General features: G+C 74.8%; 18 protein-coding genes. 8 read left to right on the top strand and 10 right to left on the bottom strand.

From position 1 onward, the window contains the following. Positions 1–46 precede the first annotated feature (46 nt). Positions 47–1,582 carry an FAD-dependent oxidoreductase gene (locus ACFQH9_RS03335; protein WP_379564040.1) on the top strand — a complete coding sequence of 512 codons (1,536 nt, stop codon included), beginning with the start codon at positions 47–49 and terminating at the stop codon, positions 1,580–1,582. Positions 1,583–1,586: 4 nt separating this feature from the next. Here ACFQH9_RS03335 and ACFQH9_RS03330 read toward each other — a convergent pair whose 3' ends face one another. From ACFQH9_RS03330 to ACFQH9_RS03320, 3 genes are all read right to left on the bottom strand, one after another. Beyond that, complete coding sequence (locus ACFQH9_RS03330; protein WP_379564038.1) at positions 1,587–2,684, bottom strand: LLM class flavin-dependent oxidoreductase; 1,098 nt, start codon at positions 2,682–2,684, stop codon at positions 1,587–1,589. A gap of 358 nt (positions 2,685–3,042) precedes the next feature. Next, positions 3,043–3,264, bottom strand: coding sequence for a hypothetical protein (locus tag ACFQH9_RS03325; protein WP_379564036.1), 222 nt, complete (start codon positions 3,262–3,264; stop codon positions 3,043–3,045). A gap of 137 nt (positions 3,265–3,401) precedes the next feature. Beyond that, on the bottom strand, positions 3,402–4,334 hold the full coding sequence (locus ACFQH9_RS03320) for a DMT family transporter (RefSeq protein WP_379564034.1): 933 nt from the start codon (positions 4,332–4,334) through the stop codon (positions 3,402–3,404). 111 nt (positions 4,335–4,445) lie between these two features. Here ACFQH9_RS03320 and ACFQH9_RS03315 point away from each other — a divergent pair, with 111 nt between their 5' ends. Continuing rightward, a complete protein-coding gene (locus ACFQH9_RS03315; protein WP_379564032.1) occupies positions 4,446–4,919 on the top strand; it encodes a DoxX family protein in 474 nt (157 codons plus the stop codon). Between the two features lie 39 nt (positions 4,920–4,958). Here ACFQH9_RS03315 and pdxR read toward each other — a convergent pair whose 3' ends face one another. Beyond that, on the bottom strand, positions 4,959–6,380 hold the full coding sequence (gene pdxR, locus ACFQH9_RS03310; protein WP_379564030.1) for a MocR-like pyridoxine biosynthesis transcription factor PdxR: 1,422 nt from the start codon (positions 6,378–6,380) through the stop codon (positions 4,959–4,961). 50 nt (positions 6,381–6,430) lie between these two features. Between pdxR and ACFQH9_RS03305 the strand changes: the two genes are divergently transcribed. Then, entirely contained in the window at positions 6,431–6,934 is a 504-nt protein-coding gene (locus ACFQH9_RS03305) for a carboxymuconolactone decarboxylase family protein (protein ID WP_379564028.1), read from the top strand. A gap of 91 nt (positions 6,935–7,025) precedes the next feature. Then, positions 7,026–8,582 (top strand): long-chain-fatty-acid--CoA ligase, encoded by a 1,557-nt coding sequence (locus ACFQH9_RS03300; protein ID WP_379564026.1) that lies wholly within the window; start codon positions 7,026–7,028, stop codon positions 8,580–8,582. A gap of 74 nt (positions 8,583–8,656) precedes the next feature. On the opposite strand, the gene ACFQH9_RS03295 is transcribed toward ACFQH9_RS03300, so the two are convergent. Both ACFQH9_RS03295 and ACFQH9_RS03290 read right to left on the bottom strand, forming a co-directional pair. Continuing rightward, positions 8,657–9,064 (bottom strand): nuclear transport factor 2 family protein, encoded by a 408-nt coding sequence (locus tag ACFQH9_RS03295; RefSeq protein ID WP_379564024.1) that lies wholly within the window; start codon positions 9,062–9,064, stop codon positions 8,657–8,659. 1 nt (position 9,065) lies between these two features. Next, positions 9,066–10,157 (bottom strand): LLM class flavin-dependent oxidoreductase, encoded by a 1,092-nt coding sequence (locus tag ACFQH9_RS03290; RefSeq protein ID WP_379564022.1) that lies wholly within the window; start codon positions 10,155–10,157, stop codon positions 9,066–9,068. Positions 10,158–10,272: 115 nt separating this feature from the next. On the opposite strand from ACFQH9_RS03290, the gene ACFQH9_RS03285 reads away from it, so the two are divergent. Both ACFQH9_RS03285 and ACFQH9_RS03280 read left to right on the top strand, forming a co-directional pair. After that, on the top strand, positions 10,273–11,904 hold the full coding sequence (locus ACFQH9_RS03285) for a PucR family transcriptional regulator (RefSeq protein ID WP_379564020.1): 1,632 nt from the start codon (positions 10,273–10,275) through the stop codon (positions 11,902–11,904). 70 nt (positions 11,905–11,974) lie between these two features. Next, on the top strand, positions 11,975–12,649 hold the full coding sequence (locus tag ACFQH9_RS03280) for a TetR/AcrR family transcriptional regulator (RefSeq protein ID WP_379564018.1): 675 nt from the start codon (positions 11,975–11,977) through the stop codon (positions 12,647–12,649). On the opposite strand, the gene ACFQH9_RS03275 is transcribed toward ACFQH9_RS03280, so the two are convergent. Together ACFQH9_RS03275 and ACFQH9_RS03270 are read right to left on the bottom strand one after the other, a co-directional pair. After that, complete coding sequence (locus ACFQH9_RS03275) at positions 12,616–13,413, bottom strand: alpha/beta fold hydrolase (RefSeq protein WP_379564016.1); 798 nt, start codon at positions 13,411–13,413, stop codon at positions 12,616–12,618. The two genes, ACFQH9_RS03280 and ACFQH9_RS03275, sit on opposite strands and share 34 nt — an antisense overlap. Before the next feature lie 28 nt (positions 13,414–13,441). Then, positions 13,442–14,461 carry an LLM class flavin-dependent oxidoreductase gene (locus ACFQH9_RS03270; RefSeq protein ID WP_379564014.1) on the bottom strand — a complete coding sequence of 340 codons (1,020 nt, stop codon included), beginning with the start codon at positions 14,459–14,461 and terminating at the stop codon, positions 13,442–13,444. 214 nt (positions 14,462–14,675) lie between these two features. Here ACFQH9_RS03270 and ACFQH9_RS03265 point away from each other — a divergent pair, with 214 nt between their 5' ends. After that, a complete protein-coding gene (locus ACFQH9_RS03265; protein WP_379564012.1) occupies positions 14,676–15,455 on the top strand; it encodes an SDR family NAD(P)-dependent oxidoreductase in 780 nt (259 codons plus the stop codon). Positions 15,456–15,633: 178 nt separating this feature from the next. On the opposite strand, the gene ACFQH9_RS03260 is transcribed toward ACFQH9_RS03265, so the two are convergent. Then, entirely contained in the window at positions 15,634–16,911 is a 1,278-nt protein-coding gene (locus ACFQH9_RS03260) for an erythromycin esterase family protein (protein ID WP_379564010.1), read from the bottom strand. Positions 16,912–17,733: 822 nt separating this feature from the next. Here ACFQH9_RS03260 and ACFQH9_RS03255 point away from each other — a divergent pair. Continuing rightward, positions 17,734–19,689: an APC family permease gene (locus ACFQH9_RS03255; RefSeq protein ID WP_379564008.1), complete on the top strand. Its 1,956-nt coding sequence runs from the start codon at positions 17,734–17,736 to the stop codon at positions 19,687–19,689. Positions 19,690–19,698: 9 nt separating this feature from the next. Here ACFQH9_RS03255 and ACFQH9_RS03250 read toward each other — a convergent pair whose 3' ends face one another. Next, positions 19,699–20,781, bottom strand: a complete 1,083-nt coding sequence (locus tag ACFQH9_RS03250) for an NADH:flavin oxidoreductase/NADH oxidase (protein WP_379564006.1) — start codon at positions 20,779–20,781, stop codon at positions 19,699–19,701. Between the last annotated feature and the right edge of the window lie 46 nt (positions 20,782–20,827).

The raw sequence follows: 20,827 nt of genomic DNA, 5'->3' as shown, positions 1-20,827 counted from the left end.
TGCTCCGACCGACCTCGACCACCGCCGACGACGACAGGTTCCCGCGATGCCGTACGCGATCACCCAGACCTGCTGCACCGACGCGTCCTGCGTCGCGGCGTGCCCGGTCAACTGCATCCACCCGACGCCGGACGAGCCGGACTTCGGCACCACCGACATGCTCTACATCGACCCGCGGTCGTGCATCGACTGCGGTGCGTGTGCCGATGCGTGCCCGGTGGACGCGATCCACCCCGTCGACGCCCTGCGCGGCCCGCTCGAGGGCTACGCGGAGGTCAATGCGGAGTTCTACGCCGACCGGCCGACCTCGGCGGTGGGGGACGCGGAGCGCACACCCGTGTTCCACCGCTGGGGCCCGCCCGCCTTCGACCGCACGATCCCGGCCGGCTTCCCGGCGCTCGACGTCGCGGTGGTCGGCACCGGGCCCGCGGGCATGTACGCCGTGCAGGACCTGCTCCTGCACACCGACGCCCGGGTCACCCTGATCGACCGGCTCGCCGTCGCGGGCGGGCTGGTGCGGTTCGGGGTCGCCCCGGACCACCCGTCGACCAAGCGGATCGGCGAGACGTTCGCGCGCCACCACGGCCACCACCGGCTGCGGATGCGGCTCGGGGTGGAGGTGGGCCGGGACGTCACGCCCGAGCGGCTCGCGGCCGAGCACGACGCGGTGATCTACGCCGTGGGCGCGTCGGAGTCCCGGTCGCTCGGCGTGCCGGGGGAGGACCTGCCCGGCAGCCTGCCCGCCACCACCGTCGTCGGCTGGTACAACGGCCACCCCGAGATCGCGCCCGGCGCGGTCGACCTGTCGTCGGGGCGGGTGGTCGTCGTCGGCACCGGGAACGTGGCGCTCGACGTCGCGCGGATCCTCACGGCGGACCCCGCCGACCTCGAGGACACCGCGATCGCGCGCGGGGCCCTGGACCTGCTGCGGGGCTCGGGGGTGCGGGAGGTGGTCCTGCTGGCCCGCCGCGGCCCGGACACGGCCGCCTACACCCGGCCCGAGCTCCTCGCGCTGCTGCGCCGGGAGGGCGTGGAGGTCGTGGTCGACGAGGCCGACCCGCGCACCGGGAAGGCGATCGACGAGGCCGTGCCGGGCGAGCACGCGGCGCTGCTGCAGGAGGCGCGCCGCGAGGTCGTCGACTGGTCGGCCCCGCCCACGGGGGGTCCGCGCCGGCTGGTCCTGCGCTTCCACTCGGCGCCCACCGCGATCACCGGCTCCGGCCAGGTCGAGGCGGTCCGGGTGACCGGCCCGGACGGCGAGGTGGAGATCCCCGCCGGGCTGGTCGTCCGGGCCGTCGGCCACCGCGGGCGGCCGCTCGCCGGTCTGCCGTTCGACCAGGCCACGGGCACGGTCCCGAACCGGGAGGGCCGGGTCGAGGGCATGCCCGGCACCTACGTCGTCGGCTGGATCAAGCGCGGCTCCACCGGCGGCATCGGCGCGAACCGCACCGACGCCGCGGAGACCGTCAAGGCCCTGATCGACGACGCCGCGGCGGGCCGGCTGCCCGGCCGGCAGGGCCGGCGGCGGCGGATCCCGTTGCCGCTGCTGGGGTCGCGGCGCCGGACGGCCACCGCGAGGTGACGGTTCAGGTGAGGGTCAGCCCCTTCGCCCGGCCGCGGTCCTGCGGTCCCCAGAGCGTCGTCGACACCTCCCGCAGGACCAGCGGCACGACCTCCTCGGCGAACCGGGTCAGCACCTCCTGCTGCTGCGGGTAGGGCAGCACCGGGTTGATCGAGACCGACTGGACGTCGTGCCGGTAGGACTTGTGGTAGTCGAGGATCTTCGCGGCGACCCGCTCCGGCGTCCCGACCAGTGCGGGGCCGTGCGCGACGGCCTCCTCGATCGTCGTGAAGGACATCGTCTTGCCCTTGCGCGGGTCGCCGGCGTGCGCCGCGGCGAGCTTGGCCGCCTGCGCCTCGTAGATCGGCCGGTACTCGGCGACCGCCTGCTCGTCCGTGTCGGCGAGGAAGAGCCCGCCGGAGCCCGATCCGACGTACCCGACGGCGGGGTCGTGCCCGTGCGCCTCGAGCTGCTCGCGGTAGCGGTCGATGAGGACCAGGTAGTTCTCCCGCGGCTGCAGCGCGTTGGCCGAGAAGAGCGGGTCGCCCCACTTCGCGGCCAGGTCGACGGCCGCGGTGGAGGTGGCCGAGCCGTGCCAGATGCGGAAGGGGCCGTCGAAGGGCCGCGGGTAGGTCGTCACGCCGTCGAGGTCGTGGTGGTGCACGCCGGTCCAGGACACCCGCTCCTCGCGCAGCAGCCGGCGCAGCAGCTCGTAGTTCTCGGTCAGGTACTCGTACTGCTTCGCCAGGTCGAGGCCGAAGAGCGGGAAGTGCTTGTCCTCGTTGCCCTTCCCGATCACGATCTCGAGCCGCCCGCCCGAGAGCTGGTCGACGGTCGCGTAGTCCTCGGCGACGCGGACCGGGTCGAGCAGCGACAGCACGGTGACGCCGGTGCTGAGCAGGATCCGCTGCGTGGCCCGGGCGAGCGCCCCGAGCAGCACGGTCGGGGCGGAGGAGACGAACTCGCCGGCGTGCCGCTCCCCGACGGCGTAGGAGTCGAAGCCGAGCCGCTCGGCGAGCACGGCGTTCTCCACCACCCGCTCCAGCCGCTCGTGCACCGGGATGATCTCGCCGGTGACCGGGTGCGGGGCGTGCGGGACGATGTCGAGGACCTGGAAGCGCATAGGGGTCTCCTGTCGACGGTGGGCGCGGGTCGGGCGCGGGTCGGGCACGGGTCGGGCACGGGTCGGGTGCACAGCGGTCGGCGCGGCCGGCCCGGGTCGTCGGGGACGGGGCCGGCGCGCGGGCCGGACGGTGCGGAGCCGGCGGATCCGGCGGGGATCAGGCGGCGAATCGGTGCGCGACTAGCGCGGACAGTGCCCCGGCGGCGTGCCGAGCCCGTCGAGCCAGCGACGGGAGACGAGGCGGACACCGGTCATGGCGGCCTCCTGTCCTCGGGTCCGGGTGGTCCTCACCCTAGCCACGACCGGGTGGTCGGCGGCAGCGTGAAGGGCACCACAGCGTGGATCGGGCGGGCGCGGGTCAGACGCGCGCACGGGCGACGAGGTCGCCGGGCGCACCCAGGGCGCGCAGGTCGGCGAGCACCCGCTCGCGGTCGCGGTCGACCGGGAAGATCCCGGCGAAGGGTGCGGCGGGGCGGAACTGGTCGAGCCGGAAGGGGTTGCGGCGGCGGGCGGGGCGGTCGGTGTGCGACCCGGCGCGGCGCGCGGTGCGGTGCAGGCTGCGGGGCAGGGTGAGGGTCATAGCCGTGCCTTTCGGTCCGGTGGTCCACGGGGTCGTTCCCCGCTGGACACACGGTCCCGCCGATCCGCCACCGGCACCGTCGGCCCGGCACCCGATCCGCCGGGGGAGCGCGGCGTCGGGCGATCGGGGGACGGATCTCAGCGCGCGGCCGCCGTCTCCTCGCCCCGGTCGCCCCCGTCACCCGGGGTGTCCGGGTCGTCCGGGTCGTCCGGGTCGTCCTGGTCGTCCTGCCCGCCGAGCAGCGGCGAGTGCACCAGCACGAACGTGCCCAGGACCAGCGCGGCGCCGCCGGCCGCGGCCATCGCGTACCAGGCGCCGCCGCGGACCTGCTCGCCGAAGACGACCACGCCCCACGCCGTCGCGACGAGGGGGTTCATCAGCGTGAAGCCGGGCTGCGAGGCGACCAGGCTGCCCGCCTGCAGCGCGGTCTGGAGCAGGAAGAACGACAGCGGTCCGACCACGACCACCGCCCAGGTCTGCCAGGCGGTGAGCACCCCGGACGCGCCCTCCCGCCCGGCGATCGCCCCCACCGCCGCGACGAGCACGGCGACGTAGCCGAACGCCGTGCCGGTCGCGACGCCGAGCCACCCGGCCCGCGGCGATCCCGTCGTCGCGCGACCGGCGGCCACCGTCCCGCCGACGAGCACGGCGACCCCCGCCGATCCGAGCGCCCACGTCCAGCCGGGCACCGCGACCGGGTCGCCACCGCGCGGCGCGAGCGCGACGACGACCAGCACCAGACCGGCGGCGAGCACCGCGATCGCCGTCCACTCCCGGACCCCGGGCCGCGCGCCGAACGCCCACGCCGCCAGCAGCACCGTGAACGGCAGCTCGGCCACCAGCAGGGGCTGCACGACGGCGACCCCGGCCAGCGTCAGCGCCACGGCCTGGACCAGGAACCCGACGATCACGCAGGCGATCCCGGCCAGCCAGGAGGGCCGCCGGACCAGGTCGAACAGCAGCCCGATCGAGAAGGACCGGTCCTCCGGCTCGTCGCGCGCGGCCTTGCGCTGCAGCACGGACGCGGCCGCGTTGAGGACCGCCGCCACCACCGCCAGAACCGCGCCCACGCGTGCGGGTAACCGTTCCGCCGGTGCTCGAACCACCGCGGCCGATGACTTCCCGGCGCGCGGCCGGTCGACCTCCACGACAGCACTGACGAACCGGACGGAGGACCCGCCATGAGCACGCTCGACACCACCCGCGCCCTGACCCGCCGCACCACGGACGCCCCCGGCGCCGCCACCGCGACCACCCGCCTGCGCGAGACCGCGCCGCAGCTGGTGCTGCTGGCCTTCCGGGTCGTCGTCGGGTTCCTGTACTCGGTGCACGCCGTCGCCGGGTTCGGCGCCTTCGGCGGCGTCGACGGCGCCGGTACGGGACTGCCACCCTTCACGCTCTACTGGTGGGTCTCGGTGGTCGAGCTCGTCGGCGCGGTGCTCGTCGCGATCGGCCTGTACGTGCGGCCGACCTGCTTCCTGCTCTCCGGGATGATGGCCTTCGCCTACTTCGCCATGCACCTGCCGCAGGGGTGGAACCCGCTGTACAACATGGGCGAGCCCGCCGCGCTGTACAGCTGGATCTTCCTGCTGCTCTGCGCGATCGGCGCCGGCCGCTACAGCCTCGACCACGTGCGCACCCACCGCCGGCACTGAACCCGCCGACCCCGCGGAGTCGGCCGAACCCGCCCGCCGTCAGCCGGCGGGCCGGGCGAGCGTCCGGCACAGCGCCTCCAGCGCACCCGCCCAGGCCGACGGCGACGGCGTGGCGTAGCCGACCACCAGCGCGTCCGGGCGCGGCGCGGCGTCGGGATGGCGGAAGCGGCCCAGACCCTCGACCGCCAGGCCGTGCCAGGCCGCCGAACGCAGCGCCTCGGCCTCGGCCGCGCCGGGCGGCCCGTCGCCGGCGGGCAGTTCGACCAGCGCGTGCAGCCCCGCGGCCAGGCCGCGCACGGCCACCTCCGGTACCCGCGCCGCCAGGGTGGCGACGAGCTCGTCCCGGCGCCGCCGGTAGGCCTGCCGCCGCCGCCGGACGTGCCGGTCGTACGCCCCGGAGGTGAGCAGCTCCGCGAGGACCAGCTGCTCCACGGCCGGGACCCGCGTCCCGCCCTCCCCGGCGACCAGCCGTCCCACCTCGGCGGCGAGGCCGTCCGGCAGGACCAGCCAGCCGAGCCGCAGCCCCGGCGCGAGGGCCTTGCTGGCGGTCCCGAGGTACACCACCCGCTCGGGGTCCAGGCCCTGCAGGGCACCCACGGGCCGCCGGTCGTAGCGGAACTCGCCGTCGTAGTCGTCCTCGATCACCACCCCGCCGGTGGCGCGCGCCCAGTCGATCGCCGCGGCCCGGCGGTCGGGCCGCAGGGCCACCCCGGTGGGGAACTGGTGGGCCGGGGTGAGCAGGACGGCCCCCTCGTCGCCGAGCAGGTCCGCGCGGGCCCCCGCGTGGTCGACGGGCAGGGCGCCGACCGCGAGCCCGTGCCGGTCGAGCAGCTCCCGGTGCAGGTGCAGCGAGTGCGACTCGACGGCGACCCGGCCTCCCCGCCGGGCCCGCAGCAGGTCGGCGAGCAGGGCGAGCCCGTGGACCGCACCCGCGCACACGACGATCCGGTCCGGGGTCGTGCGGACCCCGCGGGCGCGGGCGAGGTGGTCGGCCAACGCGGCCCGCAGCTCGGGCCGGCCGCGGTCGTCGCCGTAGCCGAACGCCTCGTCGGGCGCCGCGGCCAGGGTCCGTCGCGCGGCCCGCAGCCAGGCGGCGCGGGGGAAGGCGGCGACGTCCGGCCGGCCCGGCCGCAGGTCGTGTGCCGGTCGCGCCAGGCCGGGCGGCTCCGGGCGCACCGGGTCCGCGGGGCGGCCGCCGGGAACCGCGCGCGGCGCGACCCGGGTGCCCGAGCCCTGCCGGGCCGTCAGCCAGCCCTCGGCGACCAGCTCCGCGTAGGCCTCCGCGACCGTGTTGCGGGCCAGCCCGAGGTCGGCGGCCAACGAGCGGGAGGACGGCAGGCGTGATCCCGGGGCCAGCCGCCCGCTGCGCACCGCCTCCCGCACCGCCTCCATCAGGCCGTTCCGCACCCCGTGGCCCTCCACGAGATCGAGGTGGAGGTCCGAAGTGGCCCGCGAAACCATGCCGGAAGTGGACCACACCGGTGTGCCAGCCGGCGCCTAGCGTCGTTCCCGTGACCGTCACCGAGGAGACTTCCGCTTCCACCCGCAACCCCGAGCACACCCCGCGGCTCGTGCTCGCCGAGCTCGTGCCCGACGTCTACAAGGCCATGGCGCGCTTCGGCGCCGCTGCCGGGAAGGGCCTCGAGCCCGCCCTCGTCGAGCTGGTCAGGATCCGCGCCTCGCAGCTCAACCACTGCGCCTTCTGCCTGGACATGCACTCGAAGGACGCGCTGGCGCAGGGTGAGTCGGTCGAGCGGATCGTGCAGCTGTCGGCCTGGGAGGAGTCGGCGCACTTCTACTCCCCGCGCGAGACCGCGGCCCTCGCGCTGACCGACGCGATCACCGTGCTCACGGACGGGTTCGTGCCCGACGACGTGTGGGAGCGCGCCGCCGCACGGTTCGACGAGACCGAACTGGCCCAGCTCGTCGCCGCGATCACGGCGATCAACGCCTGGAACCGCCTCGGCGTGTCCACGCGGATGGTCCCGGGCCACTACCGGGCGCAGCAGGGCTGACCGCTCCGCCGCGGGGCCGACCTTGAAGGAGCCCACAAGCCGCCGGCCACGGGCGGGTGACAGGCCCCGCCCGCCCGCGGACCCTGACGTCATGACGACGCGCCCCGGCGAGCTACTGATCACCGACTTCCTGCGCCGGGCGCGCCGGCACCATCCCCACCGCGAGATCGTGGCGTACGCGCACGGCGAGGAGGTCCTGCGCTACGACTACGCCGCCTACGCCGACCGGGTCCACCGGCTGGCGGGGGCGCTGCGCCGGCTCGGGGTGCGGCCGGGGGACCGGGTGGCCAGCCTGGCCTGGAACCACCACCGCCACCTCGAGCTCTACGCGGCGGTCCCGCAGGTCGGGGCCGTGCTGCACACGCTCAACCTGCGCCTGTCGGCCGAGGAGATCGCCTACATCGTCGGGCACGCCGACGACCGGCTGATCGTCGCCGACGTGGAGCTGCGGCACCTGCTCGACGGCGTCCAGCCCGAGCTGGGCGTGCTCGACACCGGCGACGCCTACGAGGCCCTGCTGGTGGAGGGGCCGCCGGACGACAGCGGGCCGGGCGTGCGCGAGGACGACCTCGCCGTCCTCTGCTACACCTCCGGCACCACCGGCCGGCCCAAGGGCGTGGGCTACAGCCACCGCGGCCTCTACCTGCACACCTTCGCCGCCTGCCTCGCCGACGGGCACGCGATCTCGGCCGCCGACACGGTCCTGCACGTCGTGCCGATGTTCCACGCCAACGCCTGGGGCGTCCCGTACGCGGCCACCATGACCGGAGCGGCGCAGGTGCTGCCCGGGCCGCACCCCACGCCGGCCGAGATCGCCCGGATCATCGAACGGGAGAAGGTCACCTACGTCGGGATGGTCCCCACCGTGGCCGTCGACATCCTCCGGCACGTCCGCGAGCACGGCGGCGACCTGCGCAGCCTGCGCGCGCTGGTGCTCGGCGGCTCCACCCCCGGCCTCACCCTGATCCGCGATCTCGAGGAGGAGCTCGGCATCCCGGTCTACCAGGGCTGGGGCATGACCGAGCTGTCCCCGATGGCGAGCTTCACCCGCCCGCCCCGGCCGATCGCCGACCGCGAGGAGCGCCGCCGCCGCACGCAGAGCCAGGGCCGGCTGCTGCCCGGCCTGCAGTGGCGGATCGTCGACGACGCCGGCCGCGAGCTCCCGTGGGACGGCGAGTCCGCGGGGGAGCTGCAGGTCAAGGGGCCGTGGGTGGCCACCGGCTACTACCTCGGCGAGGCCCCCGAGCGGTTCGACGACGGCTGGTTGCTGACCGGCGACGTCGCCGTCATCGACCCGGACGGCTGGATGCGGATCGTCGACCGCGCCAAGGACCTGATCAAGAGCGGCGGCGAGTGGATCAGCTCGGTGGCCCTGGAGCAGGCGCTGCTGGCCGACCCGGAGGTCGCCGAGGCCGCCGTCGTCGCCGTGCCGCACCCGCGCTGGCAGGAGCGGCCGCTGGCGCTAGTGGTGCTGCAGCCCGGCTCGGCCGCGACCGGCGACGAGCTGAGGGCGCGGCTGGGGGAGCGGGTGCCGCGCTGGTGGCTGCCCGAGCGCGTCGAGGTGACCGCCGAGCTGCCGCGCACCAGCGTCGGCAAGCTCGACAAGCGCGCCCTGCGGGAGCACTGGTCCGCCGGCGTCCACGCCTGACCCCGGATACACGAACGGCACCTCCGCTCACCAGCCGTGAGCGGAAGTGCCGTTCGTTCCTCCAGGGAGCGGCGTCAGGGCGCCACGAACACCGCCGTGGTGTGCTCGGTGTCGAGGAACTCCTTCACGGAGCTGATCTTGCCGTCCCGGACGGTGAAGACGAAGTGGTACAGGTTGTTGTAGACCCGCCCGTTCTTCAGCTCCGCGTAGGACTCGGTCTCCACCGCGACCCGTTCGCCCTCGGCCGTGAAGGCCAGAGGCGTGAGCCTGATGGCGCCGGTCGTCGTGCCCTCGGCGATCCCGCCGAGCATCTCGCCGAAGCCCGCCTTGTCCTTGGTGCCGGAGATCCCGGGGATGTTCCCGGCGACCCACCAGGTGGCGTCGTCGGCCAGGGAGCCCAGGATCCCGTTCACGTCACCGGAGGAGAAGACCTCCATGAACTCGGTGACGACCTTCTTGTTCTCCTCCTCGAGCGCGCCCACGTCAGACCCCCACCGGAGCCTCGACGCCGAGCTTCTTGAGCTCGGGCACGACCTTCTCGCCGAACAGCTTCAGCGAGGCCCGGACCTTGTCGAAGGGCAGCCCGGCGAACGACGGCGCGATGCTCGGGTGGTGCGGGCCGAGCACCTCGAGGCGGTGCTTGTACTTCTCGACGCACTGCTCGGGCGTGCCCCAGACCTGGGTGTCGGCGTAGCCGGCGGCCGCGGCCTCCATGCCGGCCTCCCGGATCATGTCCGCGCCGACCTGGTAGGCCTCGTAGCCCTTCGTCTCGCGCCAGTGCTTGCCGGCGAAGTCGTAGTGCTTCACCACGGACAGGAAGTACCGCGACAGGTACTCGCGCGCGGTCTTCTCGGCCTCCTCCGGGTCCTCGTGGCAGTACACGAAGTCCTGGGTGTGCACCGGGAGCGGCTCCGTGCCGTGCTCCTCGCGGTAGATGTCGCGGTAGCGGTTGATCGACTCGGCGTGGACCTCCGCCGGGTACTGCATGAAGGTCATCATCCGGGCGCCGACCTTGGCCACGGCGGGCACCGAGTCCGGCGACATCGCGACGCCGTAGATCCGACCGGTCCAGTCGTACTCCGGGTTCGGGCCGGGGCGCACGGTCGCCCGGGGCTGCGGGTAGAAGGGCCCGTCGTTCTCGACGTACCCGTTCCGCAGGCCGGCGACGATCACCGGCGCGGCCTCGTCGAACCGCTGGCGGGACTCGTTCATGTCCACGCCGAACTGCTCGTACTCCATCTTCGCCAGGCCGCGGCCCATCCCGAGCAGCACCCGTCCGCCGGACAGGTGGTCGAGCATGATCGCCTTCTCGACCACCCGCAACGGGTTGTTCCAGGGCAGGATCACCGCGCCGGTGCCCAGCTTGATCCGGCTGGTGCGCGCGGCCAGGTAGGTCATCAGCTGCAGGTTGTCCGGGCACATCGAGTAGTCGTCGAAGTGGTGCTCGGCGGCCCAGACGGAGTCGAAGCCGTACTCCTCGGCCAGGACGCCGAGCTCGGCCTCCTGCCGGAACATCTCGCCGTCGGACAGGTTCTCGTGCCAGTTCTGGAACACCAGCAGCACACCGACATCCATGTGGGCGTCCTTCCGTGTCTCGTCCCGCGTCGACTCTTGCCTAACGAGTGTTAGGGAGGCAGATTGTGACGGTAGTCGCAGGGCCCTGCCGAACCAACGACGTCGAGGGAGAGCCATGGCGAGTCCTACAACGGTCCGCCCCGAGCCGCCGCAACAGGACGTGACGGCGGAGTTGACGCTGGTCGCGCGGGCGGTGCGCGCCGAGCTGGGCGCCGCACGCTGCGTGGTGCACGCCCGCCGCCCGGACGGCCGCCTGGTGCGCCTGGCCGCCGACGGCGAGCCGCGGGGCGGCGTGTACACCAGCGCCGCGGTGCCGTTGCTCGTCGAGGGCGAGGTGGCCGGCGTGCTGGAGGTCGAGCGCCTCGCCACCGGCGGCCGGCCGCCCGACGACCCGCCGGACGACACCGCCGCGGACCGGGACGCCGCGGCCGCCGCCCCGTACGCCGGCCTCGCCGAGACGATCCTCGGCCGGGAGCGCCAGGCGAGCGTCGACGCCCGGCGCCGCCGCGAGCTCGCGGAGCTGGCCCGGACCCGGGAGCTGCAGCGGCGGCTCTCCGCGGCCGTGGCCGGCGGGACCGAGGGCGACGCGCTGGTCGCGCTGCTGGCGAACCTGCTCGGCACCGGCGTGGCCCTGCTCGACGCCGCGCTGCGGCCGCTGAGCTGGAGCGCGCCCGAGGGACCCACGGTGCTGCACGGCTCGTCGTTCCTGCCCGGCACCGCCCGGGTCCGCGCGGCGCTCGCCGACCTGGGGCCGGAGCGCACGTCGACGGTGCTGCCCCCCGAGCCCGACGCCGGTCTGATGCGCCGGCACCTGGTCGCCGCGCTGGTCGGCGAGGGGGAGGTGTCCGGGTATCTCGACGTCGTCGAGACGGGGCGGCGGCTCGGTCCGGCCGACGCGGTGGTCGTCGAGTACGCCGCGGCCGTGCTGGCCCTGCAGTCGTTGTCGGAGACCCGGCGCGCGCAGGCCGTGGTGCAGGCCCGCGACGACGTCCTCGGCGAGCTGCTGCGCGGCTCCCGCACCCCGGACGACCTGCGGCGGATGGCCGCGCACGTGGGACTGGAGGTGGACCGGCCGCACCTGCTCGTGCGGTTGCCGGTGTCCGACGGGCGCAGCGCCCGGGACGGCCGCGCCCCGGCCTCCGCGGTGGTGGCCGAGGCGCTCGGGGTGCCGGTGCTGGCGATCGCCGAACCCGACGCCGTGGTCCTGCTCGTCGGGCTGCCGGCCGGCAGCGCCCCCGAGGCGCGGGTCAAGGCGCAGCTGGATGCGGTGCTCGACCGGCTCGGGCCGCTGACCGGGTGCCGCCGGGCCGTCGTCTCCGCGGTCTGCCGACGGGTGGAGGACTATCCGGCCGCCCACGCCGAGTGCCGCGACGCCGAGGCCATCGTCGCCGGGTTCGGGGGCCGGCCCGGTGTGCTCGACGCCGCGGACTTCCGCACCCTGCGGCTGGTGGTCAACGGCGAGCGCACCTCGGTGGCCGTCCGGTTCGCCGAGACGCTGCTCGGCCCGCTGCGCCGTAACGACGCGGAGACCGGCGGCGACCTCACCGACACGCTCCGGCACTACCTGGCCTGCGGCGCGCAGGTCCGCGCCACGGCGAAGGCGCTGGGGGTGCACGAGAACACCATCCGTTACCGGCTGGGCCGCATCGAGCACGTCGGCGGCCTCGACCTGCGGCGGTTCGACGCCCTGCTGGCGGCCCAGCTCGCCCTGCAGGTCGACGACCTGGCGCGGGGCGGGGGCGCGTGATCCGCCGGGCCGTGGTCCGGTCCCCCGTGGTCCGATCGCCGGTGCGGGGCCGAACGGGGAGGGATCCACGGTGACCCAGGCACAGGCGGCCCGGGCGCAGGCGGGCCGTCCGCGCGGGCCGCGGTCCGCCGCGCGGCGGGCCGAGCTGGTGGCGGTGGCGAGCCGGCTGTTCCGCGAGCGCGGCTACCACGGCGTGGGGATGCGCGCGATCGCCGAGGCGGCCGACATCCAGGCCGCCTCGCTCTACCACCACTTCGCGAGCAAGGAGGAGCTGCTCCTCGAGTCGATCTACGTGGTCGACCGCGACCTGGTGGCGGACCAGCTGCCCATCCTGGAGGCCGAGGGCACGTACCGGGAGCGGCTCGCCCGGCTGGTCCGCGGGCACGTGGGGCACATCGGCGCCAACCGGGACGCCTGGTGGGTGGCCGGGCGCGAGCTGCGTGCGCTGTCACCGGAGAAGCTCGACGAGGTGCAGGTCTACCGGCGCCGCTACCAGCACGCCCTCGGGGACTTCCTGGCCGCGGGCACCGCGGCGGGGGAGTTCGCCTGCGAGGACGCGCGGCTGTCCGCGCTGGCCGTGCTGGACATGATCAACGGGCCGAACGAGTGGTGGGAACCGGCCGGCCGGCTCGCCATCGACGAGCTGGCCGCCCGGTACGCCGCGCTGGCACTGCGGCTGGTGGGGGGCGAGGCGGGGGTTCCGGCCCCCGCTCAGGCCAGGAAGCGCAGGAGCTCGGCCCGGTAGGTCTCCGGGTCCTCCAGGAACGGCGCGTGGCCGACGCCGGCGAACTCGACGAGCCGGCCGTCGCGGCAGAGCTCGATGCCCGCCTTCGCGCCCGAGAACGACACGAAGGCGTCGTCCGTGCCGTGCAGCGACAGCACGGGCACCGACAGGCCGGCGAGCAGCTCGCGCTGGTCGAGGTCGATCAGCCCCCGCATCGTGTCGGCGGCCCGCGCGCCGGTCTGCATGAACTGCAGCCAGATGGCCTGCAGCACGTCGTCGGGCACCGGCTTGGCGCACACCGCCGAGGCGATGCCGCGGAAGGTCGACGGCCGATCCACGGCCAGCCCGGCGAGCACGGCCTCGGTGTCGGCGGGCGCGCCGCCGTGCGGCCAGCCGTCCGTCGCGGTGTACCGCGGGCTCGCCCCGCCGGTCAGGACCACGCCGGAGATCTCGTCGCCCAGCTCCGCCGCCGCGGCGACCACGACCGCCCCGCCCAGCGACCAGCCGTTGAGCACCGGGCGGTCCAGGCCGAGGTGCCGGACCAGGGCGACGACGTCCGAGGCGATGGCGTCCACGGAGACGTCGTCGAAGTCCTTGTCCGAGCGCCCGCAGGCGCGGTGCTCGATCAGCGCGACCTCGCGGCCGGCGTCGAGCAGCGCGAGCAGCGTGGTGTCCCAGCACTCGCTCGTCGCACCCCAGCCGTGCACCAGCACGACCGGGCGCCCGCCCGAGCCGCGGTGGTGCTCGTAGTAGACCTGCTTGCCGTCGCGCTCCAGGTACGCCATGTCGTCTCCTTCTCGGGGGTCGGGGGGCTCAGCCCGCGAGGCGCTCGCGGACCCGCGGCATCACCTTCGTGGCCAGGTACTCGATGCGTTCGGTGCCGCTGTCGACGGGCTCGCCGGGCAGCTGGGCCCAGAAGTGCACGTCGCGGATCTGCGGGCGCTCGCGCAGCAGCGCGGTCAGCTCGGTGACGGCGATGTCGGCGTCCCACAGCTGGTAGGCGCCCGCGTCGAGGATCTGCTGCGGGTCGGTGAAGCGCGGGGTCGCGTCGGGCGGGCCGAACGCGCCCCAGGAGATGTACTCGTTGAGCTGGTAGAGGGCGTGCTCGCCGATCCGCGCCCAGGTCCGCTCCGGGTCCTCGGCGATGATCGCCCACTGGCCGGCGTAGATCCGGGCCTCCTCGACCGGACGGCCGAGCGCGGCGACGGCGTCGAGGTAGGCCTGCTGGTGGGCGTTCTGGGTGGAGAGGAAGCCGTCGGCGATGCGGGCCGCGCGGGCGATCGCGGGCTCGGCCATGGCCCCGACCAGGAGTTGGGGCACGGTCTCGGGCTGCGGGGTCACCGCCAGCCCCGCGGGCAGGCTGTACCGCTTGCCGGCGAAGCCGGAGTCGTCCCCGGCCCACGCCCGGCGGATGATCTCGACGCCCTCCTCGAGCAGGCTCGGGCGGTTGCGCACGGTCTGCCCGAACGCCGCGAACTCGCGCTCCCAGTAGCCCTGCCCGACGCCGAGGTCGAACCGGCCACCGGTGAGCAGCGAGAGGGTGGCGGCGTCCTCGGCGAGCCGCACGGGGTTGTGCAGCGGGGAGACGATCAGGTTGGTGCCGATCCGCAGGTTCGCGGTGCGCTCGCCGATCGCCGACGCCAGCACGAAGGGCGAGGGACTGTACCCGTCCGCGCAGAAGTGGTGCTCGGTCAGCCAGACCGAGCCCAGGCCCTTGTGCTCCGCCCAGCCGATCTGCTCCAGGACCTCGCGGTAGAAGGAGCCGAACGGCCGCTCCGGATCCGGGTTGCGGAAGTCGTACCAGAGCCCGAAGACCGGTCCCGTCCCGTCCACCTGTGCCCCCTTCGTCGGCTGCCGGGGCAGCGTCCCGGGGCGGGGCGGGGGTGTCATCCCCCTCGTGCGCGTGGCGTTGTCGACGTTCCCAACCGGGCCGGACGGGTCCTGTGGACTCTCCCAACACCTCCGCGGCGCCGCCCTGTCGGCCGCGCGCGGCGGTTCCTACCGTCGGGCGCCGTCGTCATCACGAGGTCGTCGAAGGGAGCAGGTCGTGTCGGATCTTCCGCCGCTGCAGGAGGCCACGCTGCGCGACAAGGTCGCCGTCGTCACCGGCGCCGCGCAGGGCATCGGCCGCGCGACCGCGCTGCGGCTGGCCGCCGAGGGCGCGCTGGTGACGTGCGCGGACATCAAGGACACCCGCGAGACGGTCGCCCTCGCGGAGAAGGAGGGCGGGCAGGCGGTCGGCGTCGAGCTCGACGTGCGGGTCGCCGCCGACTGGGAGGCCGGGATCGCCGGCGTGCTGGAGCGGCACGGCCGCGTCGACCTGCTGGCCAACGTCGCGGGCATCGTGAACATGCAGAGCGAGGACACCGTCGTCGGGCTGACCGAGGAGGCCTGGGACAACGTCCTCGCGACCGACCTCAAGGGCATCTGGCTCGGGATGCGGGCGGTGATCCCGTCGATGATCGAGGCCGGCGGCGGACGGATCGTGAACATCAGCTCGTTGGCCGCGCTGCGCGGGCTGCCGAACCTCGCCTCCTACTCGGCCGCGAAGGGCGGCGTCATCGGGCTGACCCAGCAGGCCGCGTTCGAGTACGGCCCGCGCAACGTCCTGGTCAACGCCATCGCGCCGGGCACGATCGACACCCCGATCCTCGGCGACATCACCCCGGAGATGAAGGCCGCCAACGCCCGCGCGCACATCATCGACCGGCTCGGCCTGCCCGAGGAGATCGCGTCGATGGTGGCGTACCTGTTCCGGGAGGGCCGGTTCGTGACCGGGCAGGTCTACCCGGTCGACGGCGGGTGGTCGGCCAAGGGCAACTACTGACATCCGCCCGGTGCCGGACGCGTCGACGCACGGCCGCGACCACCAGCGCAAGCGCGACGAGCCCGGGCCCGCAATGCACGGCCAGCACCCCGGCCGATCAGGTACGGCCCCAGGACCACGGCCGCCACCAGCACCACCCGCCTCCTGCTGCGGACGCCAGGGCCGGTGCCGGCCTCGATCACCGCAGCACGCCCCCGGGTTCGGGGTGGGGCGTGCTGCCGGGCGTGGGGGTGCGCGGGCCGACGGTGTGGAGGAACAGGAGCTGGTCGACGTGGTCGAGGAGGGTGTCGTCGAGCGGGACGTAGGCCGGGTTGTCGCTGCGGCGGGTCGCGGAGGCCCGCGGGAGCGCCGGCGCGTCCAGGAGGTGGTGGCCGGGCGGCAGTGCGCGGTGGAGGGCGCCCTCGACGGTGTCCGGCGGCGGCGCCGGGACGCCCTGGTGCGCGGCCTCGCCCAGGGCGCAGGCGATCACCCGGTAGCCCCTGCCGTACCGGTCGGCGAGGTGGGCCCCGACGGGTTGCCAGCGCAACGTCATCGGGCCGAGGGTCAACCCCGTGGTCCCGGTCCGCAGGTGCTGGTTGTGGCCGAACACGAGGGCCGGCCCGTGCTCGGCGATCGCGAACAGGTTCTCGGCCATCATCGTGTCGCGGAGGGCGGCGAGGCGGTCCCAGCGCTGCTCGGGGTGGTCGGTGCGCCGCGCCATCGCCCGGTGGTAGGCGAGCAGGCCCGCGGCGGTGCGACCGGCGAGGAGGGCTTCCTCGAGCTCGTCCGGCGTGACCTCGGGGCGGAGGCGGGGGACCTCGCCGGCGAGCGTCCGACGGAGGTCGTCGGTGGTCGCCCGCAGGTCCCGCACCCGGGGTTCGTCACCGACCGAGCGGGCGGGGTCCATCGCCGCGTCCTCGTTCTCCCAGGGCTCGTCGGCACCGAGCAGCCGGTCCAGGCCGTCCCAGGACGGCAGGTCGGCGCCACCGAGGTGGGTGCGCAGGAAGCCGTGCAGCACGCGGAGCGGGGAGCGCGGGCTCGGCGCGGACATCATCTCGGTGGGCGCGTCGAAGCCCGCGAACCGGAGGCGAGCGGTGGCCGGGCGGTGCCGGTTCTGCTCCCGCATCCAGCGGATCAGCAGGCGGTTGGCGGGGAAGGCGCCGAAGCCGTGGGTGAAGCCCGCGGCCAGGACGTCGTCCTCCGAGCCCTCCGCCCCGTTGATCCAGCCGTCGACGAGCCGGCCGTGCCACGCGCCGGACTCGAGGGCGATCGTGGTGAAGCCGGCCCGCTCGACGAGCGCGCCGAAGAGGGCATTGCGGAGGAGGCCGAACTCCTCCTCGCCGTGCAGCGGCTCTCCGAGCCCGAGCAGCCGGGGCGCGTGGGGCAGGTCGGCGATCTGTGCGGCGACCGCGTCGGCGAGGGCGGCGTGGTCGTCGCTGTCCGCGCCGGCGAGAGGGGCGGGGATGCCGGTGGTCATGCGTGGTCCTTCCGGGTTGCGGTGGAGCGCTCGACCACCTCAACCGTATCGTTGAACCTCGATATTGAGGGTTGTCCTCTGTATGCCTGGTGGAGTGCGTGAGAGCCTTCAACTCCCGAGGCGAAGCCAGGTGGTCGGCTCCGCGCACCGCAAGGAGTGCGTCGCACCGCCCAGTCGGTGGTGTGGATCTGGCGGTGGTGGGCCTTGCACAGCATGACCAGGTTGTTCAGGGCGGTGGGGCCGCCGTGTTCCCACGGGGACCTCGAAACCCGCGCCCGGGCCGGGATGCTGGAGTTCGCCGGGCCACTGAGCCCGGCCGCGCTGCGCCACCTGGCCTGCGACTGCGGGGTGGTCCCGGTCGTGCTCGACGGGGCCGGTCAACCCCTCGACGTCGGCCGGCTCACCCGCACCCTGCCCGACGGGCTCCGCTGCGCGGTCACCGCCCGCGACCGCGGCTGCGCCCACCCCGGCTGCGACCGCCCACCCTGGCCCTGGAACGTACTTCGACCAGTACTGGTGGATCCCGATCGTCGGCCCGCTGACCGGTGGGGTGGTGGGCATCTGCGCCTACGACCTGCTCGTCGGCAGCATCCTGGTGGCCCGCCGACGCGCGGGCGAGGGTGCGGAGCCCGGGCGCGTCCCGGATGCGGACGACGAGTGACCCGAGCCGCGTCCGGCCTCGGCGAACGGACGAGTGCGTCGAGCGGGTGAGCCTCAGGCGTGCGGCAGGTCGGCCTCGCCTCCTGGTCCGATCCGCGCGCAGGAACGGGACGAATCGTCGACCCGCTGGCCCGGTGCCCCGATCCACGGGATGCTGCGGGCGTGGGCGTGATCGAGAGCGGCCGGCACCGCGTCGGCGGCTGGTTGCTGCAGGGCGAGGCCCGGCCCTCCCGGCCGGGCCCGCACACCCACCCGCCCGAGCCGGAGAAGCGGCACCCCTGGTGGAAGGTCATGTGCCTCACCGGCGTGGACTACTTCTCGACGCTCGGCTACCAGCCCGGGATCGCGGTCCTGGCGGCGGGCGTGCTGAGCCCGCTGGCGACCGTCGTGCTGGTGCTGGTCACGCTGCTCGGGGCGTTGCCGGTCTACCGCCGCGTGGCCCGGGAGAGCCCCCGCGGCGAGGGCTCGATCGCCATGCTCGAGCGGCTGCTGCCCTTCTGGCGCGGGAAGATCTTCGTCCTGGTCCTGCTCGGGTTCGCCGCCACGGACTTCCTCATCACGATGACGCTGTCGGCCGCCGACGCGACCGCGCACGTCGTCGAGAACCCGCTCGTCGCCCACCTCCTCGACGGCCACAACGTAGGGATCACGCTCTTCCTGCTCGCCCTGCTGGGCGTGGTCTTCCTGGCCGGCTTCGGCGAGGCGATCCGGATCGCCGTCGTGCTGGTGGCGGCCTACCTGGGGCTCAACGCCGTCGTGGTCGTCGACGGGCTGCGGCGGATCGCGACCGAACCCCACCTGGTCGCCGACTGGACGCGCCTGCTCGCGGTGCAGTACCCGAACCCGTTCCTGGCCGTCGCGGTGGCGCTGGTCGTGTTCCCCAAGCTCGCGCTGGGCCTGTCCGGCTTCGAGACCGGGGTCTCCGTGATGCCGCTGATCAAGGGCGGGCCGGACGACACGGAGCAGCGCCCGGCCGGCCGGATCGCCGGCGCCCGCCGGCTGCTCACCACCGCCGCGCTGACGATGAGCACGTTCCTGGTGACGTCGAGCGTCGTCGTGACGCTCCTCGTCCCCGCCCCGGAGCTCGCCCCCGGCGGCGCGGCGAACGGCCGCGCCCTGGCCTATCTCGCGCACGAGGACCTCGGCGCGGCCTTCGGCACGGTGTACGACCTGTCGACGATCGTGATCCTCTGGTTCGCCGGTGCCTCCGCGATGGCGGGCCTGCTCAACCTCGTGCCGCGCTACCTCCCGCGCTACGGCATGGCGCCGCACTGGGCGCGGGCGGTGCGGCCGCTGGTCCTGGTGATCACCGCGATCGCGTTCCTGGTCACCGTGATCTTCGACGCCGACGTCGACGCCCAGGGCGGCGCCTACGCCACCGGCGTCCTGGTCCTGATGACCTCGGCCGCCATCGCGGTGACGCTCTCGGCGCGGCGCAGGAGCCGCCGGCGCGTCGTCGTCGGCTTCGCGGTGGTGTCGCTGGTCTTCGTCTACACGACCCTGCTCAACGTCGTGGAGCGACCGGAGGGCGTGAAGATCGCCGCCTGCTTCATCGCCGGCATCATCGTGGTCTCGTTCGCCTCCCGGGTCGTGCGCGCGTTCGAGCTCCGGGTCACGGGGGTCACGCTCGACGACACCGCCCGCGGCTTCCTCGACTCCTGCGCCCCCGGCCCGGTCCGGCTCGTCGCGCACGAGCCGCGCCCGGGCGAGGCCGCCAGCCCCGCCCGGGACGAGGAGTACCGGGCGAAGCTCGCCGAGGAGCGCGAGGACCACAACATCCCCGACCCCGAGAAGGTGCTGCTGGTCGAGGTCCGGATCACCGACCCGTCGGAGTTCGAGACGTCCCTGTCCGTGATCGGGGAGCAGCGCGGGCCGTACCGGGTGCTGTGCACCGAGGCCCCGTCCGCGCCGAACGCGATCGCGGCCCTCCTGCTGCACCTCCGCGACGTCACCGGGAAGCCCCCGCACGTCTACTTCGACTGGACCGAGGGCAACCCCGTGCTGCACCTGCTCCGCTACCTCTTCACGGGCCAGGGCGAGGTCGCGCCGGTGACCCGCGAGATCCTCCGCGAGGCCGAACCCGACCTGCGCCGCCGGCCCGCGGTGCACGTGGGGTGAGCGGGGGGATCAGGCCCGCCAGGCGCCCCGGGCGTACTGCGCCGGGTACGGCGCGTCGGCGGCCGGGAGGCCGAGCTCGTGGGCGGCGCGCAGCGGCCAGGCGGGCTCGCGCAGGGCGGCGCGGGCGAGCAGGACGACGTCGGCCGCCTCCTCGTCGAGCACGGCCTGCGCGGCCCCGGGGTCGGTGATCAGGCCGACGGCGCCGGTGGCGATCCCGGCCTTCGTGCGGACGTCGCGGGCGAAGGGGACCTGGTAGCCGGGTCCGACCGGGATGTCCTGGCGGGCGTCGAGGCCGCCGGAGCTGACGTCGACGAGGTCCACGCCGTGCGCGGCCAGACGCGCGGAGAGCTCGACGGTCTCCTCGGCCGTCCAGCCGCCGTCGACCCAGTCGGTCGCGGAGAGCCGCACGAGCAACGCCTTCCGCTCCGGCAGCGCGGCGCGGACGGCGTCGACCACCTCGAGGACGAGCCGGATGCGGTTCTCGAAGGAGCCGCCGTAGGCGTCCGTGCGCAGGTTGGCGAGCGGGGAAAGGAACTGGTGCAGCAGGTAGCCGTGGGCGGCGTGGACCTCGACGACGTCGAAGCCGGCGGCGTCGGCGCGGCGGGCGGCCGCGGCGAAGGCCTGCACGGTCTCGGCGATCTCGTCCGTGGTCAGGGCGCGCGGGGTGGCGTAGCCCTGGTAGGCGACGGCCGACGGCGCCACCGCGGTCCAGCCGCCGTCCTCGGGGCCGATCGGCCCCTCACCCCGCCACGGCGCGGAGGTCGAGCCCTTGCGGCCGGAGTGCGCGAGCTGGACGCCCGTCGCGGCACCCTGCGCGTGCAGGAAGCCGGTGATGCGCTCCCAGGCCGCGGCCTGGTCGTCGTTCCAGATGCCGGCGTCCTGCGGGCTGATCCGGCCCTCCGGGGTGACGGCGGAGGCCTCGGTGAGCACCAGCCCGAAGCCGCCGGTGGCCCGGGCGCCCAGGTGGACGAGGTGCCAGTCGGTGGGGATGCCGTCGCGCGCCTCGATCGAGTACTGACACATGGGCGCCAGCCAGATGCGGTTGGGCGCGGTGACCCCGCGCAGCGTGATCGGGTCGAACAGGGACGGCACGAGGAACCTCCGGGGGAGCGGGGTGACGACGGCCGGTGCGGCCGCC

Source organism: Pseudonocardia lutea (assembly GCF_042658055.1).
In the GTDB taxonomy this organism is placed as follows: Bacteria; Actinomycetota; Actinomycetes; order Mycobacteriales; family Pseudonocardiaceae; genus Pseudonocardia; species Pseudonocardia lutea.
The sequence above is the reverse complement of the archived record's forward strand: the minus strand, read 5'-3'. Positions and strand labels throughout refer to the sequence as shown.

Bases quoted from the DNA above. Each gene is read 5' to 3' on its own strand.
- ACFQH9_RS03325 (WP_379564036.1), bottom strand. From the start codon at position 3,264: ATGACCCTCACCCTGCCCCGCAGCCTGCACCGCACCGCGCGCCGCGCC.
- ACFQH9_RS03315 (WP_379564032.1), top strand. From the start codon at position 4,446: ATGAGCACGCTCGACACCACCCGCGCCCTGACCCGCCGCACCACGGAC.
- ACFQH9_RS03285 (WP_379564020.1), top strand. From the start codon at position 10,273: ATGGCGAGTCCTACAACGGTCCGCCCCGAGCCGCCGCAACAGGACGTG.
- ACFQH9_RS03290 (WP_379564022.1), bottom strand. From the start codon at position 10,157: ATGGATGTCGGTGTGCTGCTGGTGTTCCAGAACTGGCACGAGAACCTG.
- ACFQH9_RS03275 (WP_379564016.1), bottom strand. From the start codon at position 13,413: ATGGCGTACCTGGAGCGCGACGGCAAGCAGGTCTACTACGAGCACCAC.
- ACFQH9_RS03260 (WP_379564010.1), bottom strand. From the start codon at position 16,911: ATGACCACCGGCATCCCCGCCCCTCTCGCCGGCGCGGACAGCGACGAC.
- pdxR (WP_379564030.1), bottom strand. From the start codon at position 6,380: ATGGTTTCGCGGGCCACTTCGGACCTCCACCTCGATCTCGTGGAGGGC.
- ACFQH9_RS03330 (WP_379564038.1), bottom strand. From the start codon at position 2,684: ATGCGCTTCCAGGTCCTCGACATCGTCCCGCACGCCCCGCACCCGGTC.
- ACFQH9_RS03300 (WP_379564026.1), top strand. From the start codon at position 7,026: ATGACGACGCGCCCCGGCGAGCTACTGATCACCGACTTCCTGCGCCGG.
- ACFQH9_RS03335 (WP_379564040.1), top strand. From the start codon at position 47: ATGCCGTACGCGATCACCCAGACCTGCTGCACCGACGCGTCCTGCGTC.